The sequence below is a fragment of the Streptomyces sp. NPDC100445 genome (assembly GCF_044759735.1).
Taxonomy (GTDB): Bacteria; Actinomycetota; Actinomycetes; order Streptomycetales; family Streptomycetaceae; genus Streptomyces.
In genome coordinates this window covers 31,484-51,970 of the sequence record NZ_JBIVZV010000008.1, presented here as the reverse complement: position 1 = coordinate 51,970, position 20,487 = coordinate 31,484, and the positions used below count along the sequence as shown (strand labels likewise).

At 75.4% G+C, this 20,487-nt stretch carries 15 protein-coding genes; 5 read left to right on the top strand and 10 right to left on the bottom strand.

Annotated elements, in window-relative coordinates; genetic code table 11:
- Window positions 1–284: 284 nt before the first annotated feature.
- Together ACIQVT_RS19900 and ACIQVT_RS19895 are read left to right on the top strand one after the other, a co-directional pair.
- Complete coding sequence (locus tag ACIQVT_RS19900; RefSeq protein ID WP_403755044.1) at window positions 285–1,955, top strand: PucR family transcriptional regulator; 1,671 nt, start codon at window positions 285–287, stop codon at window positions 1,953–1,955.
- 167 nt (window positions 1,956–2,122) lie between these two features.
- Window positions 2,123–2,887, top strand: a complete 765-nt coding sequence (locus tag ACIQVT_RS19895; RefSeq protein WP_403755041.1) for a hypothetical protein — start codon at window positions 2,123–2,125, stop codon at window positions 2,885–2,887.
- A 38-nt stretch (window positions 2,888–2,925) separates the two neighbouring features.
- On the opposite strand, the gene ACIQVT_RS19890 is transcribed toward ACIQVT_RS19895, so the two are convergent.
- On the bottom strand, window positions 2,926–3,708 hold the full coding sequence (locus ACIQVT_RS19890; protein ID WP_403755039.1) for a GntR family transcriptional regulator: 783 nt from the start codon (window positions 3,706–3,708) through the stop codon (window positions 2,926–2,928).
- A gap of 174 nt (window positions 3,709–3,882) precedes the next feature.
- On the opposite strand from ACIQVT_RS19890, the gene ACIQVT_RS19885 reads away from it, so the two are divergent.
- Both ACIQVT_RS19885 and ACIQVT_RS19880 read left to right on the top strand, forming a co-directional pair.
- Window positions 3,883–4,725, top strand: a complete 843-nt coding sequence (locus ACIQVT_RS19885; protein ID WP_403755036.1) for a (2Fe-2S)-binding protein — start codon at window positions 3,883–3,885, stop codon at window positions 4,723–4,725.
- 327 nt (window positions 4,726–5,052) lie between these two features.
- A complete protein-coding gene (locus ACIQVT_RS19880) occupies window positions 5,053–6,093 on the top strand; it encodes a DUF2637 domain-containing protein (RefSeq protein ID WP_403755033.1) in 1,041 nt (346 codons plus the stop codon).
- A gap of 128 nt (window positions 6,094–6,221) precedes the next feature.
- Here ACIQVT_RS19880 and ACIQVT_RS19875 read toward each other — a convergent pair whose 3' ends face one another.
- The 9 genes from ACIQVT_RS19875 to ACIQVT_RS19835 all read right to left on the bottom strand — a co-directional run bounded on the left by ACIQVT_RS19875 (window position 6,222) and on the right by ACIQVT_RS19835 (window position 18,828).
- Window positions 6,222–6,707 carry an ATP-binding protein gene (locus ACIQVT_RS19875; RefSeq protein WP_403755847.1) on the bottom strand — a complete coding sequence of 162 codons (486 nt, stop codon included), beginning with the start codon at window positions 6,705–6,707 and terminating at the stop codon, window positions 6,222–6,224.
- A gap of 296 nt (window positions 6,708–7,003) precedes the next feature.
- Window positions 7,004–8,746, bottom strand: coding sequence for a pyruvate dehydrogenase (locus ACIQVT_RS19870; protein WP_403755030.1), 1,743 nt, complete (start codon window positions 8,744–8,746; stop codon window positions 7,004–7,006).
- 78 nt (window positions 8,747–8,824) lie between these two features.
- A complete protein-coding gene (locus tag ACIQVT_RS19865; RefSeq protein ID WP_403755027.1) occupies window positions 8,825–10,345 on the bottom strand; it encodes a protein phosphatase 2C domain-containing protein in 1,521 nt (506 codons plus the stop codon).
- Window positions 10,346–10,470: 125 nt separating this feature from the next.
- On the bottom strand, window positions 10,471–11,652 hold the full coding sequence (locus ACIQVT_RS19860) for a GDSL-type esterase/lipase family protein (protein WP_403755024.1): 1,182 nt from the start codon (window positions 11,650–11,652) through the stop codon (window positions 10,471–10,473).
- A 156-nt stretch (window positions 11,653–11,808) separates the two neighbouring features.
- The gene (locus ACIQVT_RS19855) at window positions 11,809–13,203 is read right to left on the bottom strand and encodes an AlkA N-terminal domain-containing protein (protein WP_403755844.1); all 1,395 of its coding nucleotides are present in this window, start codon (window positions 13,201–13,203) and stop codon (window positions 11,809–11,811) included.
- A gap of 103 nt (window positions 13,204–13,306) precedes the next feature.
- Window positions 13,307–14,398, bottom strand: a complete 1,092-nt coding sequence (gene rsgA, locus ACIQVT_RS19850; protein ID WP_403755021.1) for a ribosome small subunit-dependent GTPase A — start codon at window positions 14,396–14,398, stop codon at window positions 13,307–13,309.
- A gap of 276 nt (window positions 14,399–14,674) precedes the next feature.
- Window positions 14,675–16,183 (bottom strand): cellulose binding domain-containing protein, encoded by a 1,509-nt coding sequence (locus ACIQVT_RS19845; RefSeq protein ID WP_403755018.1) that lies wholly within the window; start codon window positions 16,181–16,183, stop codon window positions 14,675–14,677.
- Window positions 16,184–16,341: 158 nt separating this feature from the next.
- Window positions 16,342–17,685, bottom strand: coding sequence for a radical SAM protein (locus tag ACIQVT_RS19840; RefSeq protein ID WP_403755015.1), 1,344 nt, complete (start codon window positions 17,683–17,685; stop codon window positions 16,342–16,344).
- A gap of 135 nt (window positions 17,686–17,820) precedes the next feature.
- Complete coding sequence (locus ACIQVT_RS19835; RefSeq protein WP_403755012.1) at window positions 17,821–18,828, bottom strand: hydroxyacid dehydrogenase; 1,008 nt, start codon at window positions 18,826–18,828, stop codon at window positions 17,821–17,823.
- A 110-nt stretch (window positions 18,829–18,938) separates the two neighbouring features.
- Between ACIQVT_RS19835 and ACIQVT_RS19830 the strand changes: the two genes are divergently transcribed.
- Window positions 18,939–20,267: an FAD-binding protein gene (locus ACIQVT_RS19830; RefSeq protein WP_403755009.1), complete on the top strand. Its 1,329-nt coding sequence runs from the start codon at window positions 18,939–18,941 to the stop codon at window positions 20,265–20,267.
- Window positions 20,268–20,487 lie beyond the last annotated feature (220 nt).

Here is a 20,487-nt window from a genome sequence, read left to right as displayed (position 1 = left end):
GTCCCGGCTCGTTCATGTCCTGTTTACGCGGAGTGGACTCAGTACACCGCTCCGTGCTCCGACGGGGTCAGTCACCGAAACCATGAAGGAGTTGGCTGGCCAGGCCAGGCATCTTGTAGATTCGTATGAACAGAGGTCATCGGTAACCTCTCCGTTTTCCTGGGGAAACGCAGGAAACAGCGCGGAGACCGCGGCGCACGCGCCGTGCGCGCCCCACCGGGCGCGTCCCGTGCCACCCTCCAAGATCCATCGTAGGTTTCGAGACAGAGAACGGCGGCGACGAGATGCGGCTGCGCGCACTGCTGGACACGGACGCGCTGGGCCTGCGGCTCCTCGGCGGCGAGGACGAGCTGGACCGCGCGGTCCGCGGGGTCATGACCACCGACCTGCGCGACCCCAGCCGCTACCTCGCCGGCGGCGAGCTGGTGCTGACCGGCCTGGCCTGGCGCCGGGACGCCGACGACTCGGAGCCCTTCGTCCGCATCCTGGTGCAGGCCGGGGTGGCGGCGCTCGCGGCCGGCGAGGCCGAGCTGGGCGATGTGCCCGAGGACCTGGTGCGGGCCTGCGCCCGGCACCGGCTGCCGCTGTTCGCGGTGCACGAGTCGGTGGCGTTCGCCACGATCACCGAGCACGTCGTGCGGCAGGTCTCCGGCGAGCGCGCCGGCGACCTGGCCGCGGTGGTGGACCGGCACCGGCGGATGATGACGTCGGGCCCGGCGGGCGGCGGCCCCGACGTCGTCCTCGACCTGCTCGGCTCCGACCTCGACCTGCGCGCCTGGGTGCTCTCCCCCACCGGCCGGCTGATCGCCGGCTCCGAGGTCGGGGGCCCGGCGCTGCCCGCCGAGACCTGCGCCCGGCTCGCCGCGGAGCACCTGGCAGCCACCCGCACCGGCCGCCGCGGCCCGCACCGGGTGCTGCTCGACGGCTCCACCTACTCGCTGTTCCCGGTCCGCTCCGCCGGGCGCGCCCCGGCCTCCCGGGACGTCCGCGAGACGGTCCTGGCGGACTGGCTGCTGGCCGTGGAGGCGGACGCGGGCGACTGGCCCGCGGAGCGGCTGGACCTCCTCCAGGGCGTCACCCAGCTGATCGCCGTCGAACGCGAGCGCCGCGACGCGGCCCGCACGGTGCGGCGCCGGCTCGCCCAGGAGGTGCTGGAACTGGTCCAGACGGGCGCCGCGCCCGCCGAGATCGCCGCCCGTCTCCGGGTGGCCGCGCCGGTCCTGCTGCCCGGGCTAGGGGCGGCGCCGCACTGGCAGGTCGTGGTGGCCCGGGTGGAGTGGGAGGGCGAGGAGGCCGGCGGCGGCTCGATCGCCCAGTCCGTGCTGGAGGAGGTCCTCGTCGACCCCCGGGCGAGCGGCCCCGAGCCGTCCGACCGCATCGCCGTCGCGCACCTCGGCGACGAGGCGATCGCCCTGGTCCCGCTTCCGGCGGTCGCCGCCGAGCACGACGGCTCCGAGACCGGGCTGCTCGCCGACGCCCTGCTCCGAGCGGTGCGGGAGCCGCTCTCGGCCGGCCTGGACGGGGACGGGCGGCTCACCCTCGGCGTCAGCGCGGCCGTGCACTCGGCGGAGGGCCTGCGCGGGGCCCTGGAGGAGGCCCGGCACGCCCGCCGGGTCGCCGCGGCCCGCCCGGGCCGGGTCTGCGCCGCCGGCCACCAGGAACTGGCCAGTCACGTCCTGCTGCTGCCCTTCGTCCCGGACGACGTCCGCCGCGCGTTCACGGCCCGCCTCCTGGACCCGCTGACGGACTACGACCGCCGGCACCGCGCCGAGCTGATCCCGACGCTGGAGGCGTTCCTCGACTGCGACGGCTCCTGGACGCGCTGCGCCACCCGGCTCCACCTGCACGTCAACACGCTGCGCTACCGGGTCGGCCGGATCGAGCAGTTGACGGGGCGGGACCTCTCCCGGCTGGAGGACAAGCTCGACTTCTTCCTGGCCCTGCGCATGAGCTGACGCCGGCGGGGGCGCGCGACGGCCGGAACCGGCCGCGTCCGCGCCCCACCACTTTGTGAAATCTTTCACCCACCCTCTTGGCCCGGCCCCGCGATCGGTGCTGGAATGCCGCCACCACTCAACAGCTCGATGGCGTGCTCGGGGAGGGCAACGTGGCGCATACCGCCATGTCTGGTAACGGAACCACCGGTGACGATCCGCTCCAGACCGCGGTATGGCGGTTGCGCAGCCGCGCCTGCTGGGCCGACGCCGCGGCCCTGCTCCCGGCCGACCGGCCCGGACCGGCGCTCCAGCGGGCCGGCCTCCTGGTCGAACGGTGCCTGTACACCGAGCGCGGCTGGCAGGACGCGGAGGACGCGCTGCGGACGGCGGAGGCCCTCGCCCACGGCGACGAGGAGCGCGGAGCCGCCGCCTGCGAGCGGGGCCAGCTCGCCTACGCCGCCACGCTGCACGGGGTCCGCGACCGGGCCGACGAGGCGCGGGCGGCGCTCGGCCGGGCGGCGGCGCTGATCCCTCCGGGGGCGGCCGGCCGGCCCCTGCTGGACTTCCGCCGGGGCCTGCTCGCGGAGAACCTCACCCGCTCGCCGCAGGCGGCCCGGGCCGCCTACCGGCGCGCGCACGCGGGCGCCACGGCCCACGGGGACCCGCTCCTGCTGTCGTTCACCTGGCGGCACCTCGCCGGACTCGCCCTGCGCGAGGGCGAGGTGGCGGAGGCCCGGCACGGCTTCACCGAATCCCTGCGCATCCGCGAGGAGTTGGGCTACCTGGTGGGCACCGCGCCGGCCCTGGCCTCCCTGGCGGACGCGGAGTCCGAACCGGAGGCGTCCCGCCTGCGCGAGGAGGCCCGCCGCCTGTTCCGGCTGCTGGGCGGCGTCCCCACCTGGCTGGCCCACCACCTCACCCCCCCGGCCCCGGGAGCGGCGACGGCGTAGCACCCCACGGTCCCCCCGAGGGGCGCCCCCGGAAGCGCTCAGCAGCCGCCGGGAAAGTGTCCGCCCGCCAGTCGCCGTACCCCGTCGCGGTCGCCGGTGGTCAACGCGTCCAGGAGGGCGAGGTGTTCCGCCGCGTCCGCGACCAGTCGGGCCCGTCCGTGCCGTACCGGCGGCCACTGCGACCGCCGGTGCAGGTCCTCGGCGGTCCGGACGAGCTGCTCGTTGCCCGACAGGGCGAGCAGCGCCAGGTGGAAGGCCCGGTCGGCCTCCGCGTACGTCGCCGGGCAGCCGCACGCGGCCGCGCGGACGGTCTCCTCGGCGAGGGGCCGCAGGGCCGCCCACCGTTCGGCCGGCACCGTGCGGGCGAGCCGCAGGATCACCGGTACCTCGATGAGCGCGCGGACCTCGGCCAGTTCGGCCAACTCCCGCGCCCCGCGCCGGACGACCCGGAACCCCCGGTTCGGGACGACCTCGACGGCGCCCTCGAGGGTGAGCTGCTGCATGGCCTCGCGCACGGGCGTGGCGGAGACGCCGAAGCGGTCCCCGAGCGCCGGCGCCGAGTAGACCTCGCCCGGCCGCAGCTCGCCGGTGACGAGCGCGGTGCGCAGGGCGTCCAGGACCTGCCCGCGCACGGAGGAACGCCGTACCGCGACCCGTGGTCCCGGGTGCGGCCCTTCGCCGTGGGTGTGCTCGCCGCGCGCGGCGCCGGACACCGTGTCGTCCCGTTCCCGGGCGGGGGCGGCCTCGGCGCCGGCCGGGCGCTGCCGGACGGGCACCCGGGCGGCGCGCGCGCCCGTGGAGCCCTGCGCGCCCTGCTTCACGGGTCCTCCTGGCGGCTTGTCGGTACTTGGGTCATTAACGACGGGTTGTCACTGGTCCGTCAAGCACCTTAGGCGCACCGGGCGGCGGCGCAAACTCCGGCAGGATGGGTAAGGTAAGGCTTACCTGTCCGCCAGTCCTCGCCGGGGACATGACGAAGGATCGGTGGTTCCGCCATGCCCGCTGCGGCCTCGCCGCTCACCGCCGCGTACGACCGCCTGCGCGCGGCCCTGCCGGCCCTCGCCGTGACCGAGCTGGGCCCGGACGACCCCGCGCCCGCCGGCGACGGCTGGACGCGCGCCGCCGGGCTCGCCGCGGGCGGGGCGGAGCTGGACGCGTTCCTGGCCTGGGACGCCGCCCAGGTGCTGCGCGACCACGGCCGGCCGGCCCGCCCCGACGTCGTGGCCGGGTTCGGCCTGCACCGCTACGCGTGGGCGGCCTGCCTGCTGATCACCGTGCCGTGGTTCCTGCACCGCAGGGTGCCCCGGCTGCCCGTGACGCACGTCTCCTACCACCGCACGACCGGCCGACTGGCCGTGCGCCCGCCCGTCTCCCTCGCCTGCCTGCCGGGCGATCCGGCCGCCGCGCTGCCCGGCACGGTCGTCGTCCCCGACGAGGAGGCGCTGCGGGCCCGGGTGCGGGCGGCCGTGGCCGAGCACCTGGAGCCGCTGCTGGACACCTTCGGACCCCGGGCCCGGCGGCGCGGACGGGCCCTGTGGGGCATGGCGACCGACGAGGTCGTGGAGGGCCTGTGGTACGTCGCCGGGCTGCTCGGCGAGGACGAGGAGCGACGGGCCGTGCGGGAGCTGGAACTGCTCCTGCCCGGCGCGACCCGGCCGTACGCCGGCGCGGCGGCCTTCCGGACGGCCGCGGCCCCGGACGGGGCGCCCCGGGTGACGCGCACCCGGACGAGCTGCTGCATGTTCTACACCGTCCGCCCCGAGGACACGTGCGCCTCCTGTCCGCGCACCTGCGGCACCGCTTCGACCGTCAAGGTCACCTCCATGGCGGCTGCTTGATGTCCCGTCAGGCGCACACCGGTGCTCCGCGTCCACTAAGATCGGCACGACGGGGCCGCCCGGCTCACGGAGCATCCCTCGAACAGGTGCGGACAGATGTTTCACTCTTTCCTCACCCGTCACGGGAACTTTCCGGGGGACCACCCGTACGGGTAGTCTTATTCGAACTCAACTCCCGCCCCTCATGCGGCAGTTCGAGCAGAAAGCCGTCTTTGGGCATCCCCTTGCACCTCGTTGGCGGCCTCTTGCCCCGAAACCCCCTGAGGGCCGTCGGGCGTGGGCCACTATGGCGGGCGTTACGCCCTATCCCAATGCAAGGGACCCCTGATGAGATTGACCGACATATCGCTGAACTGGCTGCTTCCGGGCGCCGTGCTGCTCCTGGGCATGCTGGCGGCGGTGGCGGTGCTCGCGCGCGGCAAGCGCACCTCCGGGGAGAACGCGAGCGCGGACGACTCGTGGGAGCGCAGCGAGGAGCGGCGGCGACGCAAGGAGGCCTTCTACGGCACGGCCTCCTACGTGCTGCTCTTCTGCTGTGCGGCGGTCGCGGCCGCCCTGTCGTTCCACGGTCTCGTCGGCTTCGGCGAGCAGAACCTGGGGCTGACCGACGGCTGGCAGTACCTGGTGCCGTTCGGTCTCGACGGCGCGGCGATGTTCTGCTCCGTGCTCGCGGTACGCGAAGCCAGCCACGGTGACGCGGCCCTGGGCTCACGGCTGCTCGTGTGGATGTTCGCGGCGGCGGCGGCCTGGTTCAACTGGGTGCACGCACCCCGGGGCGCCGGGCACGACGGCGCGCCGCAGTTCTTCTCCGGCATGTCGCTGTCGGCGGCCGTGCTGTTCGACCGGGCGCTGAAGCAGACCCGCCGGGCCGCGCTGCGCGAGCAGGGCCTCGTACCGCGTCCGTTGCCGCAGATTCGCATAGTCCGCTGGATGCGCGCGCCCCGCGAGACGTACCGCGCCTGGTCGTTGATGCTCCTGGAGGGCGTACGCAGCCTGGACGAGGCGGTCGAGGAGGTCCGCGAGGACAAGCGGCAGAAGGAGGCGACCCGGCAGCGGCGGCGTGACCAGCAGCGGGTGGAACGCGCCCAGCTGAAGGCGATCAGCCGCGGCCACCGCGGGTTCGCCGGCCGGGTCGGCCGACAGGTCGAGGTGCAGGCGGTGGAGCGTGGTACCGCCCCGGCGACCGCGGAGCCTGCCATATCGACCGCGGAGCAGCTGCCCGTCCGCGCCCGGCCCTCCCTCCAGCCGGTCCGCAGCGGTGCTGAGCCGGTGACCGTCGACCTCACCGCGGAGGACGACACGATGGCTCTGCCGCGCCTGGACTCCCTGGAGCGCAAGCTCAAGGACCTGGAGCAGCAGTTCGGCTGACGGCCGGGCCGCGGGTGACCGGGCGACGGGGGGGGGGGGGGGGCCCCCGCGGGGGCCCCCCCCCCCCCCCCCCCCCCCGTCCGCGCCCGTCCTCCGCACGCCCTCTGTCGTGCGCGCCCCGCCGGCCGTCACGCCGCCTCGGCGCCGAGTTCGAACCACACCGACTTGCCCACCCCGTGCGGTCGCACCCCCCAGGCGTCGGCGAGTGACTCCAGCAGCACCAGGCCACGGCCGTGCGTGTCGTCGTCCGGGCGCGGAGCGTGCGGCGCGGGTCTGCGGGCCACGAAGTCCCGCACCTCGACCCGCAGTCCGCCCGGTTCCACGACTGCCGTGAGGACGGCGTCGTCGTCGGTGTGGACGAGCGCGTTGGTGACGAGTTCGCTGGTGAGCAGCTCGGCGATCTCCGAACGGCCCGGTTTCCCCCAGTGCCGCAGCAGTTCGCGCAGCTCCCGGCGGGCCTCCGGCACCGCCCTGAGGTCCGCCCGGTCCAGCCTGCGCCTCAGTCGCCGCGCGTGTTCCGTGATGGTGCCGGCCCTTTCCCCCGCCGTGTCCCCCGTCTTCGGCGAGGAGGCCCCGATGGTCGCGGGACCGCCTCCTCGTGCCTGCCTCTTCATGACCCCCGCCCGCACGCCGCCGGTCCCCTGCCCTTCCTGGTCGAACACTTTCACGGGGGGATGCTTGCCCAGCGGGCTGCCGGGCAGTCCTGGGGTGTGCCCGATGACCGGTGGTTCGGCCACATCCGTACCCGGTCCCGGCCACCCGGTGGACCCGGTCGCGGACGCGCCCCGGGCTTCCCGTACGTCGCTGGGCGCCACGGACGCCCCGCGACGCCGGTCCGACTCCGCCCGGCACCAGCTGTCGGCACGCCGTCACGCGGCGTGAAACTGGCCGAAAGCCGACCACCGAAGCGTCAAGGACGGGGCACGTTACGCAGGTTGGAGCGGGCCATCTGGAGCATCCGGCCCACGCCGCCGTCAAGGACGATCTTCGACGCGGACAGGGCGAACCCGGTGACCATCTCCGCGCTGATCCGGGGCGGGATGGACAGCGCGTTGGGGTCGGTGACGACGTCCACCAGGGCCGGCCCCTTGTGCCGGAACGCCTCCTTGAGGGCGCCGGCGAGCTGCTTGGGCTTCTCCACCCGCACCCCGTGGGCCCCGCAGGCCCGGGCGACGGCGGCGAAGTCGGGGTTGGTGTTGGCGGTGCCGTACGAGGGCAGGCCCGCGACCAGCATCTCCAGCTCGACCATGCCCAGCGAGGAGTTGTTGAACAACACCACCTTGACCGGCAGGCCGTACTGCACCAGCGTCAGGAAGTCGCCCATCAGCATGGCGAATCCGCCGTCACCGGACATGGCCACCACCTGCCGGCGGCGGTCGGTGAACTGGGCGCCGATCGCCATCGGCAGCGCGTTCGCCATCGATCCGTGCGAGAACGAACCGATGATCCGGCGACGCCCGTTGGGCGTGATGTAGCGGGCCGCCCAGACGTTGCACATGCCGGTGTCCACCGTGAACACCGCGTCATCGGCGGCGACCTCGTCCAGGACGGCGGCCACGTACTCCGGATGGATCGGGACGTGCTTGTCGACCTTCCGGGTGTACGCCTTGACCACGCCCTCCAGCGCGTCGGCGTGCTTCTTCAGCATCTTGTCGAGGAAACGCCGGCTGGTCTTCTCCCGCACCCGCGGGATCACGCAGCGCAGCGTCTCGCGGACGTCGCCCCACACGGCGAGGTCGAGCCGGGAGCGCCGCCCGAGCACCTCGGGCCGCACGTCCACCTGGGCGATCCGCACGTCGTCGGGGAGGAAGGCGTTGTACGGGAAGTCGGTGCCGAGCAGGATCAGCAGGTCGCACTCGTGGGTGGCCTCGTAGGCGGCACCGTAGCCGAGGAGTCCGCTCATACCGACGTCGAACCGGTTGTCGTACTGGATGAACTCCTTGCCGCGCAGAGCATGGCCCACCGGCGACTTGATCCGCTCCGCGAACCGCATCACCTCGGCGTGGGCGCCGGCCGTACCGCTGCCGCAGAACAGGGTGACCTTGCCGGCCGCGTCGATCATCTCCACGAGCCGGTCGATCTCGGCGTCGCCGGGCCGGACGGTCGGCCGGGAGGTGACGAGGGCGCTCTGCGGGGCCTTGTCCGGAGCCGGTTCACCGGCGATGTCACCCGGTAGCGCCACCACGCTCACGCCGCTGCGTCCGACCGCGTGCTGGATGGCGCTCTGGAGCAGCCGGGGCATCTGCTTCGGGCTGGAGATCAGCTCGCAGTAGTGGCTGCACTCCTGGAACAGCCGGTCGGGGTGGGTCTCCTGGAAGTAGCCGAGGCCGATCTCGCTGGACGGGATGTGCGAGGCGAGGGCCAGCACGGGGGCCATGGATCGGTGGGCGTCGTACAGCCCGTTGATGAGGTGCAGGTTACCCGGGCCGCAGGACCCGGCGCAGGCGGCGAGGCTGCCGGTGAGCTGCGCCTCGGCGCCCGCCGCGAACGCGGCGGTCTCCTCGTGGCGTACGTGGATCCAGTCGATGGCCGCGTTGCGGCGGACGGCGTCCACGACCGGGTTGAGGCTGTCCCCGACAACACCGTAGAGGCGGCGCACACCGGCGCGAACGAGGATGTCGACGAACTGCTCGGCGACGTTCTGTTTGGCCATGGCGCGTCCGCCCCTTCGCTGTCCCGGGAGAGGGCCGGGAGGGGGCCCTCCCGTTCCATCAATCCACAGGGACCGCGGTCACGCCTCCCACACGGCCGCCGCCGTACGGTCGTCGGCGTACCCCTTGACCCGGACCTGGGCGTCGGCGAGGAACGCGGCGAGGCCGGGCGGGGTGCGGCCGGACCAGCGGCGGGCCAGGTAGGCGCAGAGCGCGGGCTCGCCGCGCAGGGGCTCGGCCAGACCGGTGGTGCACATCACCAGCGTGTCACCCGGGCGGGCTACCGCGGCACGGAAGCGGAACGGCTCGCGCGGCGGCTCGGGGACGATGCCGGCGACGGGCTGGAAGGGGCTCGGCGGGGCCGGGATGCCGAGGTCCGTCACCGGCCGGTCGCCCTCGGGGGGCCGCTCGGTCGGCGAACCCGCGCGGGCGACCGGGCCGGCGCCCGGGGTGTCCGCGGCGTCCTCGGGCGGTACGGCCGGCTCGATGTCCTGCCACACGCCGTCCCGCAGCCGGAACAGGCCGCCGTCACCGACCCCGAAGAACACGCGTGTACGGCAGTCGGGGTCGGCGGGCAGCAGCAGACAGCGCAGGCTCGCCGTGTACTCGTCGGGATCGGCGCCGCGTTCGGCGGCGCTCGCGCGCAGCCTGCCCAGACCGCGGTCGGTCAGCCGGTGCAGGCCGGCCTTCAGGTCGGCGCGCCGGGCGGTGCGGATGTCCTCCGCGAGCCGCTGGTGGCTGCGGCCGACGGCCCGGCCGATCCACCGGCACGCCTCGGCCGCCGCGAGGTGCGCGTCGGGCGCGGACCGCGCGCCGGTGGCCATCGCGACGAGGACCAGGGCGTGCTCGCCCGCCCCGAAGCGCGCGGTGAGCAGCGCGTCGCGGCGCGGCTCACCCCGGTAGCGCGCCGAGTCCCCGCGCAGCGACACCGCCCGCAGCGTGCAGGTCCCGTACCGGGCGCCGTCCAGCACGGTGTCCGCGACCAGCTCCTCCAGCCCGTCCGGGTCCGCGAGCGGGAGAGCGGTGGGCTCGGGGTCGTAGGTGGGCGGCCCCGATCCCACGTAGTCGACGGAGGGGGCGGAGGTGGGAGGTGTGGGCGGCGCCGGGGGTGCGGGGGGTGCCGGCGGGGCCGGTGGTGCGTCAGCGGCGATGGCTTCGGGCGCCGGGGGTGTTGGGGGTGCCGGGGGCAGCACGGGTGCCTCGGTCGCTGGAGGAATCGTGGGCGCCGGGGGTGCCTCGGGCACCGGGGGCGCTGTCAGGGCCGGGGGTGCCTCGGGCACCGTAGGAGCCGGGGGTGCCTCGGGCACCGGAGTCGGAGGAGACACCACAGGCGGGGCCGGGTCGGCGGGCACGGCCGGGTCGGCGGGCGGAGGAGACGCCGTGGGCGCGGCCGGGTCGGTGGGGGCCGTGCGTTGTGGGGGGACCGGGGTCGGGCGTGGGGTCGGGGGGTCGCGTCGGGCCACCGTGTTCCTGGCCGAGGCGAAGCGGTCGTCCAGGGAATCGGGCGCGGCCGTGGGCCCCGTGTCGCGGGTGGTGTCGTCGTACAGCTGGCCCCACCAGTCGTCCTCGGAACGGGCGGGACGTCCCCCCTGCTGGCTCATGCCGCCGATTGTCCACCGTCCGGGTGGTCGCAGGACGGGGCATCGGGAGAATTCGGTCCGGCCGGTCCGCGCCGGACGGCGTGTCGAGTGAGGGGGTGAACAGCCGTACGAGGGAAGGCGGATGGTCAGTGGGGCAGCGCCCGGTGGACCGTGCCGGCGAGGACGTCCATGCCCGCGTCGTCGAAGTGCAGGTGGTCGCCGGGATCGTAGGCGGGCCGGAGTCGGGCGGGGGCCGCCGGATCGCGCAGGGCGGCGTCGGCGTCGGCGACCGCGTCGAAGATGCGGCCGCCGCGGATGAGGGCGTTGACCCGCTGTCGTACGGCCTCCCGGGCGGCGGTCCAGGAGGGGTGGCCGCCGTACGGGGTGAGGGTGACGCCGACGACCCGGACGCCGCGGGCGTGGGCCCGGGCGACGAGGGTGCGGTAGGCGGCGGCGTAGGCGGCCGGATCGTTCGCCTCCGGGGTGCCGTTGATGTCGTTGACGCCTTCGAGGAGGACCAGGACGCGTACCCGGGGCCGGTCCAGGGCGTCGGCGGCCAGCCGGGCGAGGGCGCTGGGGCCGGTACCGTCGCGCAGCAGCCGGTTCCCGGCGACGCCCGCGTTGAGGACCCCGTACCGGTGCGGGCCCAGCCGTCGGGCGAGCCGGTCGGGCCAGCGGCGGTTGGTGTCGGGGGTGGAGCCGGTGCCGTCGGTCAGCGAGTCGCCGAACGCGACGATGCTGCCCCGGGCGGTGCCGCGGACGTCGACGCCGGTGACGTAGTACCAGTGGGCGGTGGTCGCGGTGTACGCGGTGCCGTCCTCGTCGGCCGCGTGGCCGGCGCCGGCCCGGGCCAGGTAGCTGGTCTGGAGGGCGGTGCGGTGGTAGGTGGCGGGCCCGTCGTCCCGCGGGGTGTGGACGGTGACGAGCAGGTCGGCCCCGGCCCGCACCGGCAGCGGCACCGGGTCGGTGACCGTGTCCGCGCCCGGCGGGACGGTGGCGCGCGGGGAGCCGTGGAAGGTGGCGGCGCGCAGGGTGCCGGGGACGGCGGCGGGGCCGGCCGCCCGGCGCAGCGCGACGGTGACCGCGCCCAGGTGCAGCGGCCGGGTGCCGAGCCGGTTGCTGAGCCGGACGCGCACGGCGGTGCCGCCGATGCCGAGGTGGACGACGTCGCGGACGGCGGCGCCGGGCAGCGGGGCCGCCGTGCCGGAGGGGGCGGTCTCCCAGGCGCCGGTCCAGGGCAGACCGGCCGGTGCGGCGGGGGCCGGGGCCGTCAGGCCCGGCACCAGCGCCGTACAAGCGACCGCGAGGACCCGTACCACCGTGCGCATGTGCCGTCCGCCCTTCCCCGTGCCCGCCGGAGGCGACCGTGCCACACGGCCGGGCCGCGCCACGGGACCGACGACGCGGGTCCACCCGCTCGGCGCAACGGGGTTGGGGTCCACCGGCTCGCGGCCGGGTGTCCGCCTAGGCGTGGTGCGCGGTGCTCACCACGGCAACTCGCCTGCCACGCGCAGGTGTTGCACGGCGTACGAGCGCCACGGCCGCCAGCCGCCGGGGATGTCGGCGCCGGGCGGGGCCACGTCCGGATCGCCGAGGGCGCGGACGCGCAGGGTGGCGACGACGGCCGGGTCCATGCCCGGCAGGGCGAGCAGGGCCTCCTCGGTGTCGTCCCGGTCGGCGCCCGCGTCCAGCCGTACGGTGCCGTCGGCGAGGGCGGCGGCCAGCGCGCCGAGCGGGCCGGCGGGCTCAGCCTCGGCGAGGACGGCGGGCTCGGGGAAGAGGTGCGTGAGGCTGCCGCTGGGCGCGTCCAGGGCCTTGCCGTACCGCCGCACCAGTTCCTGGGCGCCCCGGACTCCGGCCAGCGCGCGCACGGCGGGTTCCAGCGGGTCGACCGCGCCGGGCGAGCGCAGTCCGGGCCGGGCGGCGACGAGCGGGGCGAGCCGCGGGGCGGCGCCGAGGCGTTCGTCGACGGCGTACGGATCGGCGTCCAGGTCGAACAGCCGGCGCAGCCGCTGCACGGCGGTGGTGAGGTCGCGGGGGTCGGTGAGGTGCAGTCGGGCCTCGAGCCAGCCGCCGGGCCGGGTGCCGGCTCCGGGCCGCTGTGCCCGGACGCGTTCGTGGACGGCGACGAGCGCGGTGCCGTACGGCAGCCGCAGACCGCGCCGGTAGGTACGGCCGCCGGGGCCGCCGGTGACCTCCTCGACGCCGGGCACGGCCTCCCGCGCGAGCTGGTCGAAGACGGCGGTGGCCTGGTAGGGGCCCCGGTGGGCGAGCCGCAGCGGGATGCCGGCGCCGGCCGTGGCCCGGCGCAGGGCCCGGTCGCGGGGGGCGGCGGCACGCACCTCGGTCGGTGTCGCGTCGTACACCTCGCGGATGGTGTCGTTGAACTGCCGCACGCTGGCGAACCCGGAGGCGAACGCGATCTGCGTGACGGGCAGGTCGGTGGTGCGCAGCAGCACCCGCGCGGTGTGCGCCCGCTGGGCCCGGGCGAGCGCGACGGGCCCGGCGCCCAGTTCGGCGGTGAGTTGCCGCTGTACCTGCCGGGTGCTGTAGCCGAGCCGCGCGGCGAGCCCGGCGACGCCCTCGCGGTCCACGACGCCGTCGGCGATCAGGCGCATGGCCCGGCCGACGACGTCCGCGCGGACGTTCCACTCCGCCGAGCCGGGTACGGCGTCCGGGCGGCACCGCCGGCAGGCGCGGAACCCGGAGCCCTGGGCGGCGGCGGCCGTCGGGAAGAACCGCACGTTGTGCCGTCTGGGTGTCACCGCCGGGCAGCTGGGCCGGCAGTAGATCCCGGTGGTCTCGACGGCGAAGAAGAACGCGCCGTCGAACCGGCCGTCCCGGCTGCGTACCGCCTCGTACCTGGTGTCCGCGTCCATCACGTGTCCCAGTGTGCGCCGGGGCACCGGAGCCGGCCGGCGGAAATCGGACACGGACGCGGCCCCGGAGCGCGGGCTCCGGGGCCGGTCCGGCGCGGGCCGGTCAGTTCCAGGACCGGCGCTTGGCCTCGCCGGCGGCCTTGCCGGCCAGGCCCCGGCGCCGCCAGTCCTTCTTCAGCTCGGACCGCAGCCGCGCGTTCGACTTGGCCACGGTCCACTGGTTCTCCCGGACGAGCTTGCGGTAGCTCTCCAGCCGGCGGTCCGGGAGGACGCCGTCCGCCACGGCGGTGCGCACCGCGCAGCCCGGCTCGGCCTCGTGCGCGCAGTCGTGGAACCGGCACCCTGCGGCCAGTTCCTCGATGTCGGCGAACACCTGCCCGACCCCGTGTCCGGCGTCGTACATGCCGACCCCGCGCAGTCCGGGCGTGTCGATGAGGACGCCGCCGGAGGGCAGGGTGAGCAGGTTGCGGGTGGTCGTGGTGTGCCGGCCCTTGCCGTCGCTGTCACGGGCGGCCCGCACCTCCATGACGTCGGTGCCGGCCAGCCCGTTGGCGAGCGTGGACTTGCCGGCGCCGGACTGGCCGAGCAGCACGCTGGTGCCGGTTCCGACGAGCGCGGCGAGGGCGTCGACGCCCTCGCCGTGCAGGGCGCTGACCGGGATGACGGGCACGCCGGGCGCGCTGGTCTCCACGTCCTGCACGAGGTGGGCCAGGGTGACCGGGTCGGGCACGAGGTCGGCCTTGGTCAGGACGACGACGGGCTGCGCACCGGATTCCCAGGCGAGGGCGAGGAACCGTTCGACGCGGCCGAGGTCGAGTTCCACGGCGAGGGAGACGGCGACGACGGCGTGGTCGACGTTGGCGGCGAGGATCTGTCCCTCGGACCGCTTGGAGGAGGTGGAGCGGACGAAGGCGGTGCGGCGCGGCAGGTACGTGCGCACGTAGCGGGGGTTGCCGTCGGGGTCGACGGCGGCCCAGTCGCCGGTGCACACGACGCGCAGCGGGTCGTGCGGGGTGACGAAGGCGGTGTCGGCGCGGACGATCCCGTCGGCGGTGACGACGTCGCACTGGCCGCGGTCGACGCGGACGACCCGGCCGGGCAGCAGTCCGTGGGCCGCGTGGGGGGCGAACGCGTCGGCCCAGTCCTCGTCCCAGCCGTAGCGGGCGAGGGCGGTTTGGGCGGAGGTGGAAGTCAAGGGAGACCCTTCACAGGGGTGGCCCCGGGCGGGCGCGTCGGACGCGCGGTGGGTTCAGCCGGTGGCCACGGAGGTGGACTCGAGAAGTTCCTGGGGGAGGGCAGTGCCCGGCACAGTCACCGTCATCGTCGACACCTCCTGGTCTCTGTCGGCTCTCACGCACGCCACCTCGGCGTGTCCGGTAACTCTAGCCCACGGGCAGGGACATGGGTCAAAGGGTTTTCACCGGCGCCGGTCCGCCGGCCCGCCCGCTCCGCCCGGCCGCCCGCCACGACGTCAGCTCACCGTGCAGGCGGCCCCGTCGAGGGTGAAGGCGGACGGTGTCCGGTTGGCGTCGCGCCAGGAGCCGATGAAGCCGAAGGAGACGGTGCCGTGCGCGGCCACGGTCCCGTTGTAGTCGGCGGCGGTGGCGGTGACGCGGGAGCCGTCCTGGTGGACGGTGGCGTCCCAGGCGTTGCCGACCCGCTGGCCGTCGTCGAAGGACCAGGACACCCGCCAGCCGGTGAGCGCCCGGTCGGTGGTGACCGTCACGGTGGCCTGGAACCCGTCGGGCCACTGGCCGGCCAGGTGGTAGGCGATCCGGCAGCCGGTGCTCCGCGGGGTGGCGGGGGCGGCCGGGGGGCGGGACGAACGAGGCGGATGGGACGGCCGGGGCGGGCGGGTGGTGGTGGCGGTGCCCTGGGGTTCGGGGCCGGGGTTCTCCCGGGCGGTCGTGGTCACGGTGCCGGCCGCGGAGGGGGTGGCGGACGGCGTCGGGGAGGGGGCCGGGCGGACGGTGGCGCGGGGGGCGCCGCGGTCGGCGACCGGCTGCCGGTCGTCGCGGGCGGCGGCGACGCCGTCGCCGGAGCCGCCGAAGGGCATCATCGACGCGCCGAGCGCCAGCGCCGACAGCAGGACCGCGGCGGCGACCAGGCCGCCGCGCAGGACGCGATTGCGGCCCGCGCCCTCCTCGGGGTCCGCCGCGCCGGGTGCGGGCGGGCCGGGGCGGCCCGCGCCGAGGCGGACCTCTGCGGCGCGGCGGCGGCGTTCCAGGTAGGCGAGGCCGCCCCAGCCGATCACGCCACCGGCCAGCGCGGCGGGCAGGCCGCCGCCGTGCAGGCGCAGGCAGGCGGCGGCCTCGGCGCACCGCACGCAGGTCGCGAGGTGCCGGGAGAGGTCGGCGGGGGTGTCGGCGACGGCCGAACGGGTGACCGCGTCGAGCAGCCGGGCGTAGGAGCGGCACTCCGCGTCCGTCAGGGCGTCGAGGTGGGCGCGGTGGCAGCGGTCCCGGAACAGGGTGCGGACCTGTTCGAGTTCCGCGGCGACGGTGGCCGGGTCCAGGCCGAGCCGGCGGGCCACGGCGGGCAGCGGGAGCGCCTCCACCTCGGCCAGCCACAACAGCGCGGAATCGGCCTCCTGCATGTCCCGCAGGCCGCGCAACGCGACCGGACGGCACAGCGGCGGTCCGGTGAAACGGGTCGCGCCGGGCGAGTTGAGCCACAGCCTCAGGTCGGGGTCGAGCCGGTGTCCCTGCCCGCCGGTCTCCCAGGCCGCCGCGGTGTCGCGTACGGCGGTGAGCAGCGCCGGGATCGTGGGCAGCCGGGGGGTGCGGCGGCCGGCGCCGCGTACCTGCGGGCCGGCGGCGGCGCGGACCTCGCGCATGCCGAGCGTGAAGGCCTCGGTCGCCAGCTGGTGGGCCGTCAGGGACCCGGAGGTGCACAGGTCCGCGTACGAGAGCACCGCGTCCCAGTACTCCGCGAACAGCGCGGCCTCGGTGTCGTCCTGGGGGGTCGGCAGGTCGGGCATGGGACTCCTGCATCCACGTGCGAGTCAACTCACCGGAGGGAAGGTGGAGTTGTAGGGGCCTCGCGGGAGGAGACAGAGCTTTTCACGCCCTCGACACAACTGACAAGCTGCCTGTTCACATCCGGTTACCGAAGGTCATCGCCCCGGGGACCGGTGGGTCAGACCCCGGCCGGCGCCTCCGTCCCCTGCGCCGACGGTTCCCGCGCGGGCAGACTGTCCATGAAGGAGCTGACGGAGAACACCGCGCGGCCCGGTCCGGGCGGGCCGTAGCCGGGCGGGGAGGAGAGGCCGAAGTCGTCCATCGTCTGCCGGTAGGCCTGGAGCAGCCGGATGTGGTACTCCAGCGGCGCGCCCTGCGGGTTGGCCTTGCCGAGCGGGGTGGTGGGCTCGGGGCACCAGGTGGTGAAGCGGGGCGTGATGCCGTGCGACATGAAGAAGCGCAGGCCCTCGGTGGTGGAGGCGATCGCCTCGTCGACGGTGGTGAAGCCGAAGGGCTCGGCCATCTCCACGCCGGCCACGAAGTTGGGGATGACGTTGCGCGCCCCGAAGACGTCGGCGGAGTCGAGGATCCGCTTGTGCCACTCGTCGCGGCCGACGTAGCGCTCCTTGCCGGGGCAGTACAGCTCGAACAGCCGGCGGTCCCACACCTCGAAGTTGGGGTGGTAGATCTGCACGCCGTAGTCCTTGAACCGCTGCACGTCCGGCTTCGGCAGCGCCTGCGCCACGACCTTGCCGATCCAGCGGCCGGGGAAGCGCTCCTCGATGGCCTTGGCGTAGTGGCCGTAGAAGTCGGCCTCGTCCCGGCCCGCCACCGTCTTGGTGATCGCGCCGCCGGTGAGGGTGTACGCGGTGGACGCCTTCTGGGTGTCGTACCGGTCGATGATCTCCAGCGCCTCCAGGACCTCCTCGCCGTCCTTGACCCCGGTGTACGGCCGGCCGGCGGCCTTGTGCTGGCGCCAGTTGTGGTTGATGTCGCAGTACTGGCACTCCTCCTTGGCGCCGAAGTACTGGCACACCCGGAAGACGGTCAGATAGATCAGGTAGCCCCACTGGATGGTCGGGGCGACCTCCATCACGGACTTCCCGTTGGACAGCTTGTGCCGGTAGTACTCGGGCATCGGCGGGACGCCCACGTCGGCGATGCGCCTGCCGTCCAGGTACAGCCCGAGCAGCCCCTCCTCGTCGGCGGCGACCCGGTAGGGGGAGGCGGGGTTCACCCGTACGGAGACGACCGTGCGCCTGAGGTCGTACGGGCCGCTCGTCAGGATGATCTCCTCCGGGGGCCGGCGCAGCGCGGCCTCGCCCAGTTCGGGCAGGGTGCCGTGGTCGAAGGAGAAGATGAAGTACGACTTCGGCTTGACCTCGCCGTTCTCGTTGTCGCTGAGGGCGGACGGGTCGAAGGCGACTCCGCCGCGGAGCAGGTCCTCCTTGAAGACGGCCTCCCGCGGCACGTGCGGGAAGCGCTCCATCAGATCCTCGACCAGCGCGGTGCGACTGCCCATCCGTCTGTCTCCTCCCGGTTCAGGCGTACACCCCTCACCGTATGCCCCCGCCTCCGGCGGCCCCCTGCCGGGTCCCAGCCGGGCGCGTGCCGTGTCCCGGTGGGAGCGGCAGGGACGGACGGCCGCCCGCGTGGTTCAGGCCGTCCGGTCCAGCGCCGCGGGGTCGACGGCGTGGCGGAGGCCGGCGCCCGACACCAGCCGTTCGGCCTCCTCCACCACCGTGCGGCCGAGGCGGGCCACCTCGTTGCCCTGGGAGCCGGCCAGGTGCGGGGTGACGAAGGCGTTCGGCAGGTCGTACAGCGCGGAGCCGGCGGGCAGCGGCTCGGGGTCGGTGACGTCCAGGACGGCGCTGAGGCGGCCGGCGCGCAGCTCGCCGACGAGTGCCGCGTGGTCGACCAGGGCACCGCGCGCGGTGTTGATCAGCACCGCTCCCGTCGGCATCAGGGCGAGCTCCCGGGCGCCGATCAGACCGCGCGTCCCGGCGGTGTCGGGGGCGTGCAGGGTGACGGTGTCGCAGGTGCGCAGCAGTTCGTCCAGGGGCAGCAGCCGCACGCCGAGGCGGTCGGCCTCCGCCGCGTCCACGTAGGGGTCGGTGAGCGCGACCGCGAGGTCGTGCGGGCGCAGCAGTTCGATCAGGCGGCGGCCGACGCGGGAGGCGCCGACGATCCCGACGCGCCGGCCGTGGTTGCCGATGCCGGGGACCACGCCCTCGTGGGGGAAGGCCCGTCGGGCGCGCATCAGGTCGCCAAGGCCGAGGGCGTCCTTGCCGGTGAGCAGGATCATGGCGAGCGTGTACTCGGCGACGGGCAGGGCGTTGGCGGTGGCGGCCGAGGAGACGAGCACGCCCCGCCGCCAGAGGTCGGGGGTGGCGAAGCCCTTCACCGAGCCGGCCGCGTGCAGCACGGCGCGCAGTCGCGGCGCGGCGTCCAGGACGGCCGGGTCCAGGCGGGGGCAGCCCCAGCCGGTGACGAGGATCTCGGTACGGGCCAGGGTCCGGCGCACCTCGGGTGCGGTGAGGTCGTGCGCCACCAGGGCGGGGTCGATCTCCACGCACGCGCGCAGCCGGGCGAGCAGCTCCGGCGGGAAGAGGTGCGGCAGGTTCTCGGCGGCCATCGCGAACAGTGCCTGGGGACGCTCGGGCACGAAGGGCACCTTCCGGCTCGGTGGCACGCGGACGGCAAGCGTTCTCTACGGTAGGTCGCGGCGGACCAGAGGGTCAACGAAGGACGCGACTTCCCGGGAGGGGTGCGGAGATGACGGAGAGCGCGGGGCCGGCCGAGCCGGCGACGGCGGGTACGGGTGCGGGTGCGGGGGGCGTGCTGTCGGGGCGGCGGGGGTCCGCGGAGGTGGTGACCAACTGGGCGCGCACGGTACGGTACTCGGCGCGGGCGTTCCACCGCCCGCGTACGCCACAGGAGTTGTCGGCGCTGGTCGCGGGCAGCGCGCGGGTGCGGGTGCTGGGCAGCGGGCACTCCTTCAACCGGATCGCCGAGCCGGGTCCGGACGGTGTCCTGCTGTCCACCGCCGGCCTGCCGCCGGTGACGGAGGTGGACACGGCGGCGCGCACGGTCCGGGTGTCGGGCGGGGTCCGGTACGCCGAACTGGCCCGCGCGGTCCACGCCCGCGGTCTGGCGCTGCCCAACATGGCGTCCCTGCCGCACATCTCGGTGGCCGGTTCGGTGGCGACCGGCACGCACGGGTCGGGTGTCGCCAACGGGCCGCTGGCGTCGGTGGTGCGGGAGGTGGAGCTGGTCGTCGCGGACGGCTCGGCGGTGACGATCGGCCGGGACGACCCGCGGTTCGACGGGGCCGTGACCTCGCTCGGCGCGCTCGGTGTCGTCACCGCGCTCACGCTGGCGCTGGAGCCCGCCTACGGGGTGGAGCAGCGGGTGTACACCGAACTGCCGCTGGAAGGGCTGGACTTCGAGACGGTGGCGGCCGCCGGGTACAGCGTGAGCCTGTTCACCGACTGGCGGGCGCCGGGGTTCCGGCAGGTGTGGGTCAAGCGGCGCACGGACCGGCCGGCGGTGGACTTCCCGTGGGCGGCGCCCGCGGCCGCGGCGCTGCACCCGGTGCCGGGGATGCCCGCGGCCAACTGCACCGCGCAGCTGGGCGTGCCGGGGCCGTGGCACGAGCGGTTGCCGCACTTCCGGGCCGAGTTCACGCCCAGCAGCGGCGAGGAGATCCAGTCGGAGTACCTGCTGCCGCGGTCGGCCGCCCTCGACGCGCTGCACGCGGTCGACGGGATACGGGACACGGTCGCCGCCGTCCTCCAGGTCTGCGAGGTGCGGACGGTCGCCGCCGACCCGCAGTGGCTCGGCCCGTCCCACGGCCGGGACTCGGTGGCGCTGCACTTCACCTGGGTGCGCGACGAGGCGGCCGTCCTGCCGGTGGTGCGCCGGCTGGAGGAGGCACTGGACCCGTTCGATCCGCGTCCGCACTGGGGCAAGGTGTACGCGGCACCGCCGGCCGTGGTGCGCGGGCGGTACCCGCGCCTGCCCGACTTCCGGGCCCTGGTCCGCTCCCTGGACCCGGGCGGCACCTTCACCAACGCCTTCGTACGGGACCTCCTCGACGGCTGACCGGCCGTCCGCCCCTCTCACCCCCCGGGGCTCTTGTCGTACGTCCGCCGCGGCCCATAGCCTGACGGCCGCGGCGGCGCCCCGGCCCGGCCGGACGGCGCGTCGAGGACGGCCGCGCGCGGCCCACGTCACCGACCGCCCCGCCCCGAACCGCGCGGTGCCCCGCCCGGCCGCCGCCGGGTCCCGCGCCCGCACTCCGCCCGTCCCCCCGACCGCCCCG

Coding starts and splice junctions, on each gene's coding strand:
- ACIQVT_RS19900 (WP_403755044.1), top strand. CDS start 285: ATGCGGCTGCGCGCACTGCTGGACACGGACGCGCTGGGCCTGCGGCTC.
- ACIQVT_RS19895 (WP_403755041.1), top strand. CDS start 2,123: ATGTCTGGTAACGGAACCACCGGTGACGATCCGCTCCAGACCGCGGTA.
- ACIQVT_RS19885 (WP_403755036.1), top strand. CDS start 3,883: ATGCCCGCTGCGGCCTCGCCGCTCACCGCCGCGTACGACCGCCTGCGC.
- ACIQVT_RS19880 (WP_403755033.1), top strand. CDS start 5,053: ATGAGATTGACCGACATATCGCTGAACTGGCTGCTTCCGGGCGCCGTG.
- ACIQVT_RS19875 (WP_403755847.1), bottom strand. CDS start 6,707: ATGAAGAGGCAGGCACGAGGAGGCGGTCCCGCGACCATCGGGGCCTCC.
- ACIQVT_RS19870 (WP_403755030.1), bottom strand. CDS start 8,746: ATGGCCAAACAGAACGTCGCCGAGCAGTTCGTCGACATCCTCGTTCGC.
- ACIQVT_RS19865 (WP_403755027.1), bottom strand. CDS start 10,345: ATGAGCCAGCAGGGGGGACGTCCCGCCCGTTCCGAGGACGACTGGTGG.
- ACIQVT_RS19860 (WP_403755024.1), bottom strand. CDS start 11,652: ATGCGCACGGTGGTACGGGTCCTCGCGGTCGCTTGTACGGCGCTGGTG.
- ACIQVT_RS19855 (WP_403755844.1), bottom strand. CDS start 13,203: ATGGACGCGGACACCAGGTACGAGGCGGTACGCAGCCGGGACGGCCGG.
- ACIQVT_RS19845 (WP_403755018.1), bottom strand. CDS start 16,183: ATGCCCGACCTGCCGACCCCCCAGGACGACACCGAGGCCGCGCTGTTC.
- ACIQVT_RS19840 (WP_403755015.1), bottom strand. CDS start 17,685: ATGGGCAGTCGCACCGCGCTGGTCGAGGATCTGATGGAGCGCTTCCCG.
- ACIQVT_RS19830 (WP_403755009.1), top strand. CDS start 18,939: ATGACGGAGAGCGCGGGGCCGGCCGAGCCGGCGACGGCGGGTACGGGT.